Raw genomic sequence first — 16,050 nt, 5'->3', positions numbered from 1 at the left:
CTCCTCTATGGAAATGATTGGTACAGTAATTGTGTATATCATTATGACTTGTGCTGTCCTGGGTGCTTTTGCAGCCATTAAAAATCCAGAAGATGGGTTGGGAAAAGAGTTCATGTCGGGTCTCCATGCAGTCGGTCATATTTTTGTACCGGCAGCCGGAATCATGGCATCTATTCCATACTTGACTTGGTTTATCAGTAAATTCATCGGTCCTATTTTTGATACGATCGGCGCGGATCCTGCCATTGCAGCTACGACTATCCTGGCTTCTGACATGGGTGGGTATCAGTTGGCCAATGCGTTGAAGACATCCTATGAAGGATGGGTCATGGCGTTAATTGTCGGTTTCATGGCGGGAGCCACCATCGTGTTCTCAATACCGATGGGACTTGCCATGTTGGATAAACGGGACCATAAATATATGGCGCTTGGCGTCATGTCGGGTGTATTGACGATTCCGATCGGTGCTCTAATTGCATCTGTTCTAATTGTTTTATTTAATACCGATGTCCGGGATATCATTAGTACGACAGCAGATTCTACATATGATTTTGTCATTAGTTATGGGCAAATCCTGATCAATCTGTTGCCGCTCTTCATCTTTGTCGTGTTGATTGCCGCGGGGCTAAAATTCTTCCCGCGCGGCATGATTGCGGGCTTTATGTTGTTCGGTCGGATCATGGATGCGGCCATCAAGCTGGTCCTGGTATTCTCCATTGTTGAAATCTTCACAGGGGCATTCAGTACGTTGTTCGGAGCATGGGGCTTCGATCCGATCATGGCGGACGAAAAGGATCAATTCCGCGCGTTGGAAACGGCCGGCTATATCGGAATCATGCTTGCAGGGGCGTTTCCGATGGTGTACCTCCTGCGGAAATATGCTGCGAAACCGCTTGAGGCAGGGGGGCGCAAACTCGGTCTGTCTTCGGTAGGGAGCGCAGGAATCTTGGCAACAATGGCTAATATTTTGGCGATGTTCAGTCTCGTCCGTTATATGCCACCGAAAGATAAAGTCATCAATATTGCGTTTGGTGTTTGTGCGGCATTCCTGCTTGGGGACCATCTTTCATTCACGGCAAACTTCCAGCCTACCATTATTTTGCCGGTCATGATCGGTAAATTATCAGCAGGTATCATTGCCATTGCGATCGCCTATTGGATTTCCGTTCCGACTGCTAAGAAATTGGAGGAGAAAGATCGGGCGGATGGTACAATCAGACCGGGCGAGTATTTGGAAGATACGCCAACAAACGTGCAAGACCAAAAAGAGGAAGTGCAAGAGGAAGCAAAAGAGCCCGTCCCGGCTAATTCGTAAGCAGATGCTGCGATGGAAGGAGGAGGCAAAATGAGCGAGGAAAAGAAACGGTTTATACAAGAATTTGTCCCGGGTAAACAAATTACATTAAGTCATTTAATTGCCAATCCGGATCCCGATATGTTTCAAAAACTAGGTATTCAACAGGCGGGAGCACTTGGCATCATGACGTGTACGCCAAGCGAGACCGTCATCATTGCGGGGGACTTGGCTACGAAAGCGGCGAATGTGTCAATCGGTTTCTTGGATCGATTCACAGGAAGTCTCGTAATCGTCGGAAGCGTTTCGGAAGTCGATATGGCCATGAACGAGATCAACCGATTTTTATCGGAGATGTTGGGATATACGCCATCCCCTATTACGAAGTCATAAGGGGGTGTGTGGAAAATGAAAAACCGAGTTATGTTGATCGGAGCAATCGGGGCAGGCAAGTCCACGTTGACCAATGCGTTGCTTGGAAAGAAAGTGGATGCGGTGAAAACCCAGACATTGATTTATTATGATTGGATTGTGGATACGCCCGGTGAATATACCGAGAATCCATTGTTTTATAAAAACATTATGGCAACCGCGTTGGAAGTGACGCATGTTTGCTATTTGCAGGACGCGACGAGCGGGAAATTGATTTTCCCGCCGGGGTTCAGTACGGGAATCACCAAATTGCCGATCGGAGTGATCACGAAATGCGATCATCCGGAGGCGGACATCCAGCGATCGTTGGACTTCCTCCGTTCGGTCGTCGTACAGGGGGCACCCGTCGTATTGACTTCCGCCATTCAAGGAGTGGGAGTTGCGCATATTCAGGAACTGGTGAAAATGAATGATATGTCCTCAATGAAAGCCTATGTGGAATCGATGAAAGATGATCGACTGCTGTTGATTTGACATACTTTACACGTCGGAGAGTTCTTGCTATAGTGAGAGTATCGAATATGACATGTGCATAGTGTGAGGCAATGGCGCCTTTACAACTCGAAGAGTACTCTTTGAGTTTGTAAAGGCGTCTTTTTTTATTGGGTTAGGAAGTTATGGATAGGTCTAAGGAAGTGCGATCGCTTGTGTGGAGATATGAGCGGTTGTGTAAAGTTATGATCGCATCCACGAAGTTAATGGGCGGTTCTCGAGAAATATGATCGGTCCTCAGGGAATATGAGCGCAGCCCAAGAGTTATGATCGCTTGCGCCAAGTTATAAGCGGTTCTCGAGAAGTATGAGCGAAACGCAGGGAATTACGATAGCCAGGATGTATTTTGATTCCGGATGATAGATGATAAACTATCAAAATTTAATTCCAACTTAACATTCGAACTTTCCATAGGGGAGGGAGGTGTCTGTATGCGAAAAAAAGAAACGATGATCAGCGCGGGAATTGATATTGGCACGAGCACGACGAAACTCATCATTAGCCGTTTTTCTTTAATGAACGTGGCGGGGACGACGCATGTGCCCCGGATTGAGATCACCGACAAGGAAGTGCTGTATAAAAGCCCGATATTCCGGACGCCCTTGGCTGATCCCGTCACAATCGACGTGGCGGGAGTGGAGAAGATCATCCGCTCGCAGTACATAGCAGCCGGCATCGAACCCGCTCAGATCGAAACCGGGGCGGTCATCATCACAGGGGAGACCGCCACGAAGCGGAATGCCCGGGAGATGCTCCATTACTTATCCGGAGAGGTCGGCGATTTTTTGGTTGCCACGGCCGGACCGGATTTGGAGGGCATTATTGCGGCAAAAGGCTCCGGTGCTTTTGAGCAGTCGAGCCGTAGTGGAAAAGTGATTGCGAATATCGATATCGGGGGCGGTACGGCCAATATCGCTGTTTACAGGGATAAAGAACTTCTCGGGACGTGCACGATGCACATCGGTGGCAGGCTGATCGAATTCCAGGACGGAACAATCCGCTCGATTTCACCCCCTGTCCAACGCCTGTTAGACGAACATCATCTGCCACTGCAAATCGGTGATTCCGCGACATCGGAGGGGGTGACCTTTGTCACCCGCTTCATGGCGGAGTCACTTGCCCGGGTACTTCGAAACGAGATGCGGGAGCAGGATCGGGCGTTATTGCTCGGACATCCGCCCAACTGGAGAAGTCCGATCGACGTGATCGTATTCTCGGGCGGCATTTCGGAATGTATGTACCGGCATGAATCGGAAGCTGAATCCACCGCGCAATATGATGACATCGGACTGGTGCTGGCGGATGCGTTGCAACAGAACGCCGAACTTCAGGCATTCGAGTGGATGGAACCCGTGGAAACGGTGCGGGCGACCGTCCTCGGTGCAGGTACGCAAACAACGGAGATCAGCGGCGCTACCATTCAAGTTGCTCCGGATGAGTTACCGCTGAAAAATTTGCCGGTGTATCATTATTCATTCAACTCAAATCTCGAACAAGGTTTAGGTGAATTTCCAACGGCTATTATTACAGCCATTGAAATGTTTGATGCCACGATGGAAGGCCAGAATTTTGCACTTTATATTTCGGACCTTCCGTATATGGGGTTCCGGGACATTCAGCGACTGGCAGAGGTGATCACCCAAGCGATGGAGAGACGGCCTATGCCGGAGCAGCCGATTGTGCTGGTATTGCAGTCCGATCACGCCAAAGTGCTGGGGCAGACGTTACTGGCGATGCAGGTCAAGCAGAGTGTCGTTTGCATCGATCAGATCCGTGTTGAACATGGGGATTATTTGGACATCGGAAGAGCGCTCGATTCGGGTGTCGTTCCGGTGGTCGTGAAGACATTAACATTTCACTCGTCATGAAAGAAGGTGTTGACCATTGAAATTAGATACAGTGTTAGGCGGAATCCAATATCGATTTGCCGACCTGAAAGAAGTGATGGCGAAAGCCAACGAAGAAAAGTCGGGTGATCGACTTGCGGGGGTCGCGGCTGAAACGGTCCAAGAGCGTATTGCCGCCAAGGCCGTATTAAGCGAGATTCTCTTGCGTGATATCCGCAATAACCCGTTGATCCCTGCCGAGACGGATGAGGTCTCCAGGATCATAGAGGAAGATTTGAACGAAAAGATTTATAGTGAAGTGCAAAATTGGTCAGTCGCGGAATTGCGGGAGTATATTCTGAGCAATGAAGTCGGTGATCGTGAACTGAAGCGGATCAGCCGAGGCCTGACATCCGAGATGATTGCAGCTGTTGCGAAATTGATGTCCAATCTGGACTTGGTACACGCTGCCAATAAAATCGAGATCCTGTCGACTTGCAATATTACGATTGGACAAAAAGGGACCATTTCTTCACGTCTTCAGCCAAACCATCCGACGGACAATGTCGATGGCATGATAGCTTCCCTGAAAGAGGGATTGTCTTACGGAATCGGGGATGCCGTAATCGGAATCAACCCGGTCGATGACTCTGTCGAAAGTGTTAAACGTCTATTACACGCGACAAAAGATTTCATTCAAGAATGGGAAATTCCTACACAGAACTGTGTATTGGCGCATGTCACGACGCAAATGAAAGCGGTGGAACAAGGTGCTCCTGCGGATATGATTTTCCAGAGTATCGCGGGAACGGAGAAAGCGAACCGCTCCTTCGGCATTTCGGCAGAATTAATCGCGGAAGCTCGGGATCTGGCTTTGAAGCAAGGGACGGGCACAGGGCCACAAGTGATGTACTTTGAGACGGGGCAAGGCTCCGAGTTATCGGCAGAAGCCCATTTTGGTATCGACCAAATGACACTGGAATCCCGGAATTACGGATTTGCCCGCCATTACGACCCGTACATCGTGAATACTGTTGTCGGTTTTATCGGACCTGAGTACTTGTACAACAATAAACAAGTCATCCGCGCCGGACTGGAAGATCACTTCATGGGGAAAATGCACGGCATCCCGATGGGGGTCGACATCTGCTATACCAATCATATTAAAGCGGACCAGAACGACATCGAAGATTTAGGTGTCTTGCTATCTGCGGCGGGTGTGAACTTTATCATCGCTACCCCGATGGGAGACGATGTCATGCTGAACTATCAATCCATGAGCTATCACGATGTAGCGACGCTATTGCAGACGTTCGGGAAGACACCTGCGCCTGAATATCTGAAATGGCTGGAGAAAATGGGGATTTATGAAAATGGTCGTCTGAGTTCTCGTGCAGGAGAACCGACGATATTCACACGTTAGGAGGCGACTGCTGTGAATGAACAACTCATTGAGAAGATTACGAAAATGGTCGTAGAAAAATTGCAGACCAATCAAGTGAAGGCGAAGGAAGAGCATATGCCTGTCCAGATTTTCAACGACTTACCGGTTGGAAGCCGTGCAACGGAAGAACAGCCTCGTCAAGCGGCTTCCGGGGATGTGAAGTTTCACAAGACGGTGGTGTCTGATAGAAAGACAGAGCCTCTTCCGCAGACTTTTTCGGGGATGTCCGCGAGTGTGCAAGAGGAAGAGCATGATCAACTGGCTGAACTCCGGAAAAAAACGCCTGCCCGGATTGCAGTAGGGCGCGCTGGCTCGAGACCTAGAACGTCAACGTGGCTTCAATTCCGTTTTGACCACGCCGCCGCGGTGGATGCCGTATACGGAGAGGTGCCTGAAGAAATTTTGAATCGTCTCAATTTCTTCCAGACCCATTCCAGAGTGCAAGACAAAGAGGAGTATATTCGACGCCCCGATTTGGGGAGACGGCTATCGGATGAATCCAAAAGACTCGTGAAAGAAAAATGCAAACACGCCCCGACCGTCCAAGTGGTCGCTTCGAATGGGCTTAGTGCCAAGGCGCTGGAGGAAAATTTGGAGGATGTCTATCTATCCTTGGAACAGTCGCTGAACAATCTGGGAATTGAGATGGGAACGACCTTTTATGTCGATAAAGGGCGGGTTGCATTGATGGATGAGATCGGGGAAATCCTGCAGCCGGACGTTGTGATCATTTTGATCGGCGAGCGGCCTGGACTGGTGTCGGCGGAATCATTAAGTGCTTATATCTGTTACAAGCCACGTATCGGTACAATCGAGGCGGATCGGATGGTCGTTTCCAACATCCATAAAGGAGGCATTCCTCCCGTGGAAGCAGGGGCTTATCTTGGGACGCTTATCCAAAAAATCTTGAAGTATGAAGCGAGCGGAGTTTCGTTAGTGAAGAAAGAAGGATAGGAGGCGTGCGTACAACATGAAAAAAATATTTGCGGATCTACTCTCCATGCAGGTTATTCCCAATGTGGATGAAGGGCTGGCGAATCAATTTCAATTAAAGCCGTATCAACGGAGCCTCGGCATTTTCACAACAACAATTGATGATGTCGGTTATACGGCTGCGGATGAAGCAACGAAGACATCCGATGTTGAGGTGGTGTATGCAAATAGCTTTTATGCCGGATCAGCCCATCCTTCGGGTCCCTTATCGGGGGAATTCATTGGCATCATCGCAGGCCCTTCTCCTGAAGAAGTGAAGAGCGGGCTGGATTCCATCCGGATCACGATTGAAAACACAGCTTATTTCGAAGCAATCAATGACAATCCGGACCATGTCTTATATGCTCACACCATTTCGAGTTGCGGAAGTTATTTAGCGGAAGTGGCCGGGGTGGCGGAAGGGCAGGCGCTTGCGTATTTGATCGCCCCGCCCGTTGAATCGGTCGTCGGGTTGGACGCCGCTTTGAAAGCGGCGGATGTCCGGATTTGTGAATATTTCTCACCGCCATCGGAAACCAATTTTGGCGGAGGATTATTGACGGGTAGTCAGTCATCTTGCCAGGCAGCTGCGGATGCGTTCAGAGAGGCGATCCAGCTGATGGCTAGGAGGCCATTGGATTACTGAGAAAGGAGAGGATGCAGATGGAAGTTGCACTAGATGCAGATTTACTGGCGTTGCAGGAAATGCGCTCGGCGGTGAAAACCGCGAAAGAAGCGCAGCTCGCCTATATGGACTATACACAAGAACAAGTCGACCGGATTGTCCAGGCGGTGGCAGAAGCGGCCTTCGCACAATCCGAGCGCCTAGGGAAAATGGCGGTCGAAGAAACAGGCATGGGTGTGGCAGCCCATAAAAAGATAAAAAACGAAGTGGGTTCCCGGGACGTCTACGAAAGCATCAAGAATTTGAAAACTGTAGGGGTCGTCGGGGAAGATAAAGTCAATAAAGTGCTGGAAATTGCCGCGCCATTCGGCGTTGTGGCGGCAATCATCCCGACGACGAACCCGACATCCACGGCGTTCTTCAAGACGTTGATCGCCTTGAAGACGCGTAATTCGATCGTCGTCAGCCCGCATCCCTATGCAGTGCAGTGTACGAAAGAGGCTTTGGAGGTTTGCGATGCGGCTGCCGTTGCGGCAGGCGCACCGAAAGGTCTGATCCAATGTTTGACGAAGGCTTCCATGGACGCCACACAGCAGCTCATGACCCATCGGGACGTCAACCTCATCTTGGCGACAGGTGGCGGCGGTTTGGTGAAAGCTGCCTACAGTTCCGGAAAGCCGGCTTACGGGGTAGGACCGGGGAACGTTCCTGTTTATATCGAACGCTCAGCGAAAATCGACAAAGCTGTCAAACATATCGTCGATAGTAAATCTTTTGATTACGGGACGATTTGTGCGACGGAACAGGCGATTGTTGTGGACCGCCATGTCCAGGATATGGTCATCCGCGAGCTGAAGAGGAACGGAGCCTATCTGCTGTCGGATGATGAAAAGCGGACGATGGAAAAAGTGATCTCGCCGACGCCTGGGAAAGTGAATCCGAAGATTGTTGGCAAAAGCCCACAAACAATTGCAAAATTGGCGGGAATTTCATTACCGGAAGGAACGCGGGTGATCGTGGGGATGGAAACGGAAGTAGGCAAGCATATTCCGTTTTCATTGGAAAAGCTGTCACCGGTCTTTGCGATGTACGTCGCAAACGATGTCCAACATGCGAAGGAGATTTGCCTGTCGTTGTTGAACCTAGGGGGCAGGGGGCATTCCCTATCCATCCACACCGAAACGGACGCCATCGCACGTGAGTTTGCGCTGGATATGCCGGTCTCCCGGATTCTGGTCAACACGATGTCTTCTGTCGGGGCGGTTGGTGGAACAACCGGGCTTATGCCGTCCATGACATTAGGGTGCGGGACGTTCGGAGGTAATATTACATCCGACAACGTGACCGCCAAGCATTTATTGAATATTAAACGGATGGCGTATGGCATCAAGGAAGTCGATCTTCCGAAAAACGATGTGTCGTCCGGCGAGGAAACGGAAGATCAGGTCGTATCACAAGTGCTGCAATCGCTCGATGCAAGTGTCGATGAAACTATGGTAAAGAACCTGGTCCATGAGATTGTAAAACAATTATCCAAATAAATGATAGGAGGAAACAATTATGAATAGAGAAGGTACAGCATTAGGAATGGTGGAAACAAAAGGTTTGGTTGGAGCAGTAGAAGCGGCGGATGCTATGGTGAAAGCGGCAAGCGTCAACCTTGTTGGAAAAGTGCACGTCGGTGGTGGGATTGTCACAGTTATGGTACGCGGAGATGTCGGTGCAGTAAAGGCGGCGACGGACGCAGGAGCAGCGGCTGCACAACGTGTTGGAGAACTTCTATCGGTACACGTGATTCCAAGACCGCATAACGAATTGGAAATGATCTTGCCTAAATTGGAAAACTAAGATGTGCTTGTAACGGAAAGGCGGTACCGAAATGAATCAGCAATTAATTGAACAGATTGTCGGGGAAGTCCTGGGCCAATTGGCAAAAGGGCAACAGGAGCTGCCCGCTGATACGATTCCGATTGCCGTTTCTGCCCGCCATCTTCATTTGTCCCCGCAACACGTGGAAATCTTGTTCGGGAAAGGGTACGAACTGACAAAACGTTCTGAGCTTTCCCAGCCTGGCCAGTTTGCGGCGAATGAAACCGTCGTGATTGCCGGGCCGAAAGGGAGCATTTCCAATGTCCGTGTGCTAGGGCCGACCCGGTCACAAACACAAGTCGAAATCAGTTGGACGGATGCCATGAAAATTGGTGCCCGTCCGCCGATTCGTGAATCGGGGGATATAAAGGACTCGGCTCCGATAACGATCATCGGACCTCAGGGAAGTCTCTTCTTGCAAGAGGGGCTCATTATCGCCCAATCCCATATCCATATGTCGCCTCAGGATGCAAACCGGATGGGTGTCCAAGATGGCGAGGTTGTGACCGTGGAAGTGGACGGAATCCGACCGATTGCCTACCGGAATGTAAAAATCCGGGTGTCCGAACGTTACCGTCTGGAGATGCACATCGACACGGACGAAGCGAATGCAGGTTTCATTACACAAGGAGCGATGGGGCGGCTCGTGAAATCCGGCCAACCGCCTGTTACGGCTACTGTCGAACGGTCTGTTCCCACTCCAACGAAAACAGTGTATGAATTCGGCAAGAAATTGCTGACGAATGACGAAGTGAAAGCGATTGAAGAATCGGAAATTCTTCTGGAAAAAGGAACGATCGTCACAGCTCTTGCCCGGGATACGGCACGGGAGCTCGGCAAATCTATTTCGTTTAGAAAATAGAAGAAGGTGAAGCGGCATGCGCATGGGAAAAGTAATCGGCAATGTTTGGGCGACCCGGAAAGAGGAAGGTTTGCAGGGCATGAAACTATTGGTCATTCAGCCGGTAGATGGTTATGGCCGACCGATTCGCACACATTTTGTAGCTGCCGATCGCATCGGGGCAGGGATAGGAGACCACGTGTTGGTCACGAGCGGAGGCTCTTCCCGTTTCATAGATCGTGAAAATCCTATCCCGATTGATGCGGTAGTTGTAGGAATCATTGATTCAACCGAAGTGGAAAGAGGTGAGTCTGGTGAGTCAAGCGATTGGAATGATTGAAACAAAAGGGCTGGTCGGTTCGATTGAAGCGGCGGATGCGATGATCAAGGCATCCAATGTGAGACTGGTCAAGCAGGAATTTATCGATGGAGGCCTTGTGACGGTCATCGTACAAGGGGATGTAGGTGCAGTTCAAGCCGCGATCGATGCGGGACGGGATGCGGCCAACCGGGTCGGAGAACTAGTCGGTTCCCATGTGATCCCTCGGCCGGATGAAACGGTCTATGGCATGGTGAAGCCGGCGGAATCAACCCCACCAGCCATAAAAGTGCAAAAAACGAAAACGGCTCCCGCGAAAAAGGATACGGCTCCGAAGAATCCGGAGGCGTAGTCGTTAGAAAGGGTGAACCTCATTGGCTTTTCGAAGACCTAAAATAGCGGTGATCGGCGCGGGGTACACCGGTGCCACGGTTGCGCTGCTGATCGCTCAAAAAGAATTAGGGGATGTCGTACTTGTCGATATTCCTGACCAGGAAGGTCCGGTCAAAGGGAAGGCGCTCGATATGCTTCAAGCGGGTGCAGTCCAACGATTCAATTCGAAGATTACAGGTACGTCCGACTATGGGCAGATCCAAGATGCCGATATGGTGATCATCACGGCGGGCATCGCGAGAAAGCCGGGCATGAGCCGGGACGACTTGGTCAATACGAATGCGAAAATCATGCGTTCCGTTTCCGAGCAAGTACGACGTTATGCTCCTAATAGCATTGTCTTGATTCTGAGTAATCCGGTCGATGCGATGACCTATGTCTGCTATAAAACGACCGGATTCCCGAAACATCGCGTGATCGGGCAATCAGGTGTGTTGGATACGGCGCGTTTCAATACATTTGTAGCAGAAGAGCTGAACATTTCGGTAGAAGATATCTCCGGTTTTGTGTTGGGCGGACACGGCGACGATATGGTGCCCCTCGTCCGGTATTCCTACGCGGGCGGGATTCCGCTGGAGAAAATCATACCGAAAGATCGCTTGGATGCGATTGTGGAACGGACCCGGAAAGGCGGGGGCGAAATCGTCTCTTTATTAGGGAACGGTAGTGCCTATTATGCGCCGGCCGCGTCGCTCGTGGAAATGGCGGAAGCGATTATCCTGGATAAAAAGAGAATCCTACCTGCCATTGCTTACCTGGAGGGCGAATACGGCTATTCGGATTTGTATGTAGGCGTTCCGACAGTACTTGGCGGAAATGGGCTTGAAAGCATTATCGAGCTGCCGTTAACGGAAGAAGAAAAATCAGCCTTTGCCCAGTCGGTGGAATCTGTACGGAACGTTCTCGAAATCTGCAAAAATTGATATCGAAATAGTGCAAAAAAAGTGAAAGAAGAGAGTCTCTAAGTTAGGATTGACTTAGAAGGCTCTCTTTTTTATGACCGTTTTTTTAATAAAACACAGCATATGCAACTAAGTTATACGGTTGTACAACGAACAGGCGGGTTTACCCAACGCCAACAGTATTGATTGAGGAGATGAGTTTACATGAAACCTATCGTATACATAACAAGGAAATTACCAGAGGAGGCCGTGGCGCCACTTCGGGATCAGTTTGAGGTGCGGATGTGGGAATCTGAAAGTGAGGCCGTTCCACGTTCTGTACTGCTTGAGGAAGTGGCAGACGCGGATGCTTTATGGACGGTCGTCACCGATGCTGTGGACCGTGACCTCTTGACGGCTGCTCCGAAATTGAAAATCGTCGCCAATATGGCGGTTGGCTATAATAATATCGATACGGTGGCAGCGAAAGAGCGGGACATCGTCGTCACCAATACACCAGGGGTCTTAACCGAAACGACGGCGGATCTGACATTTGCCCTGTTGCTTGCGACGGCCCGCCGATTAGGGGAGGCGGAACAGGATCTTCGCGAAGGGAAATGGACATCGTGGACACCGATGGGGTATACGGGAATGGATGTCGGCGGTGCGACGCTTGGCATCATCGGCATGGGCCGGATCGGCGAAGCGGTTGCGCGTCGGGCCAGAGGGTTCGATATGCGGGTTCTATATCATAATCGGAGCCGGAAAAAGGAAGCGGAAGTCCAGTTTGGTTTTGAATACGCCGAACTGGATAAACTATTACAAGAGGCTGACTTTGTTATTACCTTGGCTCCCTTCACGCCCGAAACAGCGGGTTTGATCGGAGCAAGGGAGTTGGCGCTCATGAAGAAGACCGCTGTTTTCATCAATTCATCCCGCGGGGGGATTGTCGATGAAACGGCCCTTTACGAAGCGCTGAAAAACGGGACGATCTGGGCGGCCGGATTGGACGTCTTCGAGACCGAGCCGGTTCCAGTGGATCACCCACTGTTATCGCTCCCGAATGTCACGGCATTGCCCCATATCGGAAGCGCCTCTGTTAAAACACGGTTGGCCATGATGAATTTGAACGTACAGGCCATCCTTGATGTATTTGAAGGCCGTGAACCGCAAAATCGAGTAGTTTAATAAAGTCGTAGAGAAAAGAGGGGCTTATATGAAAGGGTGTATTATTCCTTATTTGACGTTCCACGGAGAGGCCCGGGAAGCGGCGGGATTTTACGCGGATTTATTCGGACTGACCATTCTAGGTATCCAGCGTTACGGCGATGCCGATTTTCCTTCCCCGCCCGAGGCTGCAGACCTGGTCATTCATTGCCATCTGCAAAAAGGGGATTTTCAGCTGATGCTCGCAGATTCGACCGAGGAACGGACGCAAGATATGCAGCATGGATTGTCATTGACCGTGCAATGTGAGGATGACGAGGAAATTCAAAGATTGTACGATGGCCTGCTTGCGGAAGGGACCATGCTGATGGAACTGCAAGAGACGTTTTGGGGAGCCAAATATGCAAAGGTGCGCGACAAATACGGCTTTGTTTGGGATTTAAGTGCAGAGAAAGAGTGATAAACAAAAATCCATTCGTGACGGAATGGATTTTTTAGGAGGGGATGAAATGATGGGACGAAACGACCCGTGCCTGTGCGGCAGCGGGAAAAAGTACAAGAAATGTTGCGGTTCACAAGGGATGAATTTAGTCGAATTGGTAGTGAATGAAGAGTTGGATCGAATTCTTTCCGGGTTTTTCAAGGATTATCCGCGGGAGCCCTCTGATCGCCAGCGCATGCAGCGCTTGATGCGGGAGTGGAATGAACGGCTGTCCAACAGTTGGAACCGGGATGATATCGAAGAAGCTTCCAGTGAGTATTATTTATTTATCCACAATCCGAATGTTTGGAGGAACTATTGGACTCGTCAGTTACGGGAAGTGGAGCGGGAATCCGTATTGTCGGTTCTGCAGGAATGGGAAAACCCGCATATGCTCCTGGGTGAAATAATCGGTTCGTCCAATACCTCCATTCAAGTGGCTGATTTATTCGGGGACCGGATCTATGAATTGCGGAGGAATGAAGGAATGCCGATTGATGAGGGGACGCTCGTTTTCGGCATTGTCCTGCGCGATCCTCGACAAGGTCCAGATGCTGTTGCTCCGGTGTCTTCCATGATTTTTCTTGCGAGATGGAGCAAACAGACGAAAACTTCCTTGGTGGATTTAAGAGCGCAAGAACAGGAGAAGCCGCATGACCAATTCATCGCCGACCATGCACTCGACATTTACGAATTATTCATTAAACGTAGTGTTACGACGTTGAATGAAATGGTCGAGGAAGTGCTGCTGCCTTCCCAACTTCGGACCCTCACCTCCCTGGATACCATACTCCGTGACTCGGCGCAGCCGTCGGAGACGAAAGAAATGTTACATAAGCTGGCAGTCGTCTATTTTCTGAATGAACCGCAGGAGGTTGTCCTGGAAGGGGATTTCCTGACGGCTATTTGGAAGCTTGGCGTTAATATCGGTATGCTTGAAGGAATGGAAGATGAAACCGTACAGAGTGAAGAGAATGTACAAGCTTCCCGGTATTTCGAGGAGCTCACTGAACTTTATTCCGAAATGCTCGGAAGTGGGGAGGAGCCCGCAGCTATCCGGGAATATGAAATCGGTACGGCTCCCCGCCCGACTGAGAAGGGGTTATGGGAAACTGCGATGACGACGGGCGGCGTCGTGAAGCAGGGCCGCAAGCCGGGAGTCGATGGGAGCCGCGCCCAATTACTGGCGTATGAAGCGTATGCGGCCGAGTCGGAAGAACAGCGGACTCGCTTGGCGGAAAGCGCAGCGGCAATTGGACCATCCTGCCCGGATGTCCTTCTTTTGCAAGCCGAAAAGGAAACGGATCCCGGACAGGCGGCGCGCTTCTATGAAAAGGCGATCCGGGAAGCTTCCCGAGTGTTCGAACCTGGTGAAAATCCGTGGATGAATATCCCGAACCGGCCGTTCATGCGGGCGGCTTTCGCGTTTGGTGTGCATTTATTCAGGCAGCAAGAATATGATGAAGCCGCTTCAGTATTCTTGGACTTGCTGAAGATGAACCGGACGGATAATCAAGGCGCCCGATACGAGGCAGTCGCTTCTTTGATCCATGCAGGACGTTTCAGGGAAGCGGCGGAAATCATGGTGCGGTACGAGAGGGGTTCCGCGAACGACGCGACATATTTATATCTCGACTGGAAGTTGGAATGTGAAGCATCTGAGGGAAAATCCGAATCCGCAGAGGAAATGCTGGAATTGGCGAAACAGGCGAATAGCCATGTGATGCACTTGATGTTGTTCAAAGCAAAGACCATTCCCTATCCGAGATATTTGAAGATCACCCAGGGCAGCGAGGAGGAAGCGCGGTATATTTGGCTGCTGCTCAACGGGGCTGGGTAGGAGGAAGGGCCTGTTTCGGGAATAAGTTTGTGGAAGTGACAGATATCTTGCCGGAAGTGACGGATATCTTCCCGAAATTGACGGATAACCGCAGTTCATTCAATTGGGGGGACGCGCTCATAACTTTCCTCAAGCGCTCATAAAAATCGTTTGGGGCTTATATTTCCAGGACGGCGCTCATAAGCCTGGATTTACGCTCATAACTAGCCGTGAGCGATTATAACCTTGGAGAACCGCTCATATTTCCCGCCAACCGCTCATAACGCCGCCCACCTCCCCAAATAAAAACGGGCTGCCCGATTCATCGGACAGCCCCACTTCTTATTTCCCGCCTAACAGATTGAATATCCCGCCTGCGACGCTGCCTTCATCACGAGAACCGCCGCCTGGAGTTTGTGGCGCTGCTGCGAAGACGCGGCTTGCGAGTCTGGAGAACGGCAAGGATTGGATCCAGACAGTGCCAGGTCCGCGCAATGTGGCAAAAAACAGACCTTCTCCGCCGAATAACGCGGTTTTCACGCCTTTTACCATTTCAATATTGTAATCGACTTCTTGAGTCATGGCGACGAGACAGCCGGTATCGACCCGCAACGTCTCGCCGGGCCCCAGCTTTTTCTCAATAATTGTGCCGCCTGCATGGACGAACGTCATACCATCGCCTTCCAGCTTCTGCATGATGAACCCTTCCCCACCGAAAAAGCCGGCTCCCAATTTGCGCTGGAACTCGATTCCTACAGATACGCCTTTTGCAGCTGCCAAAAACGCATCCTTTTGGCAAATGATTTTACCATTATATTGGCTCAGATCAAGGGGAATGATTTTCCCGGGATAAGGGGAGGCGAAAGAGACGTGCTTCTTGCCTGTTCCCATATTCGTGAAGGTTGTCATGAACAGGCTTTCCCCTGTCAACAGCCTTTTCCCGGCACCCATCAGTTTCCCCATCAGCCCGCTGCCGCCGCCTGAGGAGCCGTCACCGAAGATCGTTTCCATTTCGATGCCGTCTTCCATCATCATAAGCGCTCCGGCTTCCGCCACAACCGTTTCGTGGGGGTCCAGTTCGACCTCTACAAACTGCATGTCATCTCCGTAAAGTTTGTAATCGATTTCGTGATTATTCATGAGCTTCCTCCTAATACCTTTATTTTTCAACTACTTAGTATACGTGTAGGAAGTG

The 16,050-nt window shown here is 50.5% G+C and carries 17 protein-coding genes; 16 read left to right on the top strand and 1 reads right to left on the bottom strand.

Going from position 1 to position 16,050, the window contains the following annotated elements; all coding sequences use genetic code 11:
* Positions 1-7 precede the first annotated feature (7 nt).
* The 16 genes from eutH to AB1K83_RS10215 all read left to right on the top strand — a co-directional run bounded on the left by eutH (position 8) and on the right by AB1K83_RS10215 (position 14,876).
* Complete coding sequence (gene eutH, locus AB1K83_RS10290; protein ID WP_413058104.1) at positions 8-1,315, top strand: ethanolamine utilization protein EutH; 1,308 nt, start codon at positions 8-10, stop codon at positions 1,313-1,315.
* Between the two features lie 30 nt (positions 1,316-1,345).
* The gene (eutS, locus tag AB1K83_RS10285) at positions 1,346-1,687 is read left to right on the top strand and encodes an ethanolamine utilization microcompartment protein EutS (RefSeq protein WP_413058103.1); all 342 of its coding nucleotides are present in this window, start codon (positions 1,346-1,348) and stop codon (positions 1,685-1,687) included.
* 15 nt (positions 1,688-1,702) lie between these two features.
* Positions 1,703-2,200: a EutP/PduV family microcompartment system protein gene (locus AB1K83_RS10280; protein ID WP_413058102.1), complete on the top strand. Its 498-nt coding sequence runs from the start codon at positions 1,703-1,705 to the stop codon at positions 2,198-2,200.
* 449 nt (positions 2,201-2,649) lie between these two features.
* Positions 2,650-4,086 (top strand): ethanolamine ammonia-lyase reactivating factor EutA, encoded by a 1,437-nt coding sequence (locus AB1K83_RS10275; protein ID WP_413058101.1) that lies wholly within the window; start codon positions 2,650-2,652, stop codon positions 4,084-4,086.
* 16 nt (positions 4,087-4,102) lie between these two features.
* Positions 4,103-5,467: an ethanolamine ammonia-lyase subunit EutB gene (locus tag AB1K83_RS10270; RefSeq protein WP_413058100.1), complete on the top strand. Its 1,365-nt coding sequence runs from the start codon at positions 4,103-4,105 to the stop codon at positions 5,465-5,467.
* Positions 5,468-5,479: 12 nt separating this feature from the next.
* On the top strand, positions 5,480-6,442 hold the full coding sequence (gene eutC / locus AB1K83_RS10265) for an ethanolamine ammonia-lyase subunit EutC (protein WP_413058099.1): 963 nt from the start codon (positions 5,480-5,482) through the stop codon (positions 6,440-6,442).
* Between the two features lie 16 nt (positions 6,443-6,458).
* Positions 6,459-7,106, top strand: coding sequence for an ethanolamine utilization microcompartment protein EutL (gene eutL / locus AB1K83_RS10260; RefSeq protein ID WP_413058098.1), 648 nt, complete (start codon positions 6,459-6,461; stop codon positions 7,104-7,106).
* 17 nt (positions 7,107-7,123) lie between these two features.
* A complete protein-coding gene (locus AB1K83_RS10255; protein ID WP_413058097.1) occupies positions 7,124-8,626 on the top strand; it encodes an aldehyde dehydrogenase family protein in 1,503 nt (500 codons plus the stop codon).
* Between the two features lie 19 nt (positions 8,627-8,645).
* The gene (locus AB1K83_RS10250; protein WP_413058096.1) at positions 8,646-8,933 is read left to right on the top strand and encodes a BMC domain-containing protein; all 288 of its coding nucleotides are present in this window, start codon (positions 8,646-8,648) and stop codon (positions 8,931-8,933) included.
* Positions 8,934-8,964: 31 nt separating this feature from the next.
* Positions 8,965-9,816, top strand: coding sequence for a phosphate propanoyltransferase (gene pduL / locus AB1K83_RS10245; RefSeq protein WP_413058095.1), 852 nt, complete (start codon positions 8,965-8,967; stop codon positions 9,814-9,816).
* A gap of 16 nt (positions 9,817-9,832) precedes the next feature.
* Positions 9,833-10,135 (top strand): EutN/CcmL family microcompartment protein, encoded by a 303-nt coding sequence (locus AB1K83_RS10240; RefSeq protein WP_413058094.1) that lies wholly within the window; start codon positions 9,833-9,835, stop codon positions 10,133-10,135.
* Positions 10,110-10,466: a BMC domain-containing protein gene (locus tag AB1K83_RS10235; protein ID WP_413058093.1), complete on the top strand. Its 357-nt coding sequence runs from the start codon at positions 10,110-10,112 to the stop codon at positions 10,464-10,466. The genes AB1K83_RS10240 and AB1K83_RS10235 overlap by 26 nt, the downstream gene beginning before the upstream one ends.
* Before the next feature lie 22 nt (positions 10,467-10,488).
* Complete coding sequence (mdh, locus tag AB1K83_RS10230) at positions 10,489-11,430, top strand: malate dehydrogenase (protein ID WP_413058092.1); 942 nt, start codon at positions 10,489-10,491, stop codon at positions 11,428-11,430.
* A gap of 183 nt (positions 11,431-11,613) precedes the next feature.
* Entirely contained in the window at positions 11,614-12,576 is a 963-nt protein-coding gene (locus AB1K83_RS10225) for a 2-hydroxyacid dehydrogenase (RefSeq protein ID WP_413058091.1), read from the top strand.
* Between the two features lie 28 nt (positions 12,577-12,604).
* Positions 12,605-13,015 (top strand): VOC family protein, encoded by a 411-nt coding sequence (locus AB1K83_RS10220; protein ID WP_413058090.1) that lies wholly within the window; start codon positions 12,605-12,607, stop codon positions 13,013-13,015.
* 49 nt (positions 13,016-13,064) lie between these two features.
* A complete protein-coding gene (locus tag AB1K83_RS10215) occupies positions 13,065-14,876 on the top strand; it encodes an SEC-C metal-binding domain-containing protein (RefSeq protein ID WP_413058089.1) in 1,812 nt (603 codons plus the stop codon).
* Positions 14,877-15,197: 321 nt separating this feature from the next.
* On the opposite strand, the gene AB1K83_RS10210 is transcribed toward AB1K83_RS10215, so the two are convergent.
* Positions 15,198-15,995 carry a TIGR00266 family protein gene (locus tag AB1K83_RS10210; protein ID WP_413058088.1) on the bottom strand — a complete coding sequence of 266 codons (798 nt, stop codon included), beginning with the start codon at positions 15,993-15,995 and terminating at the stop codon, positions 15,198-15,200.
* Between the last annotated feature and the right edge of the window lie 55 nt (positions 15,996-16,050).

This window comes from Sporosarcina sp. 179-K 3D1 HS (assembly GCF_047228905.1).
GTDB lineage: Bacteria > Bacillota > Bacilli > Bacillales_A > Planococcaceae > Sporosarcina.
The sequence above is the reverse complement of the archived record's forward strand: the minus strand, read 5'-3'. Positions and strand labels throughout refer to the sequence as shown.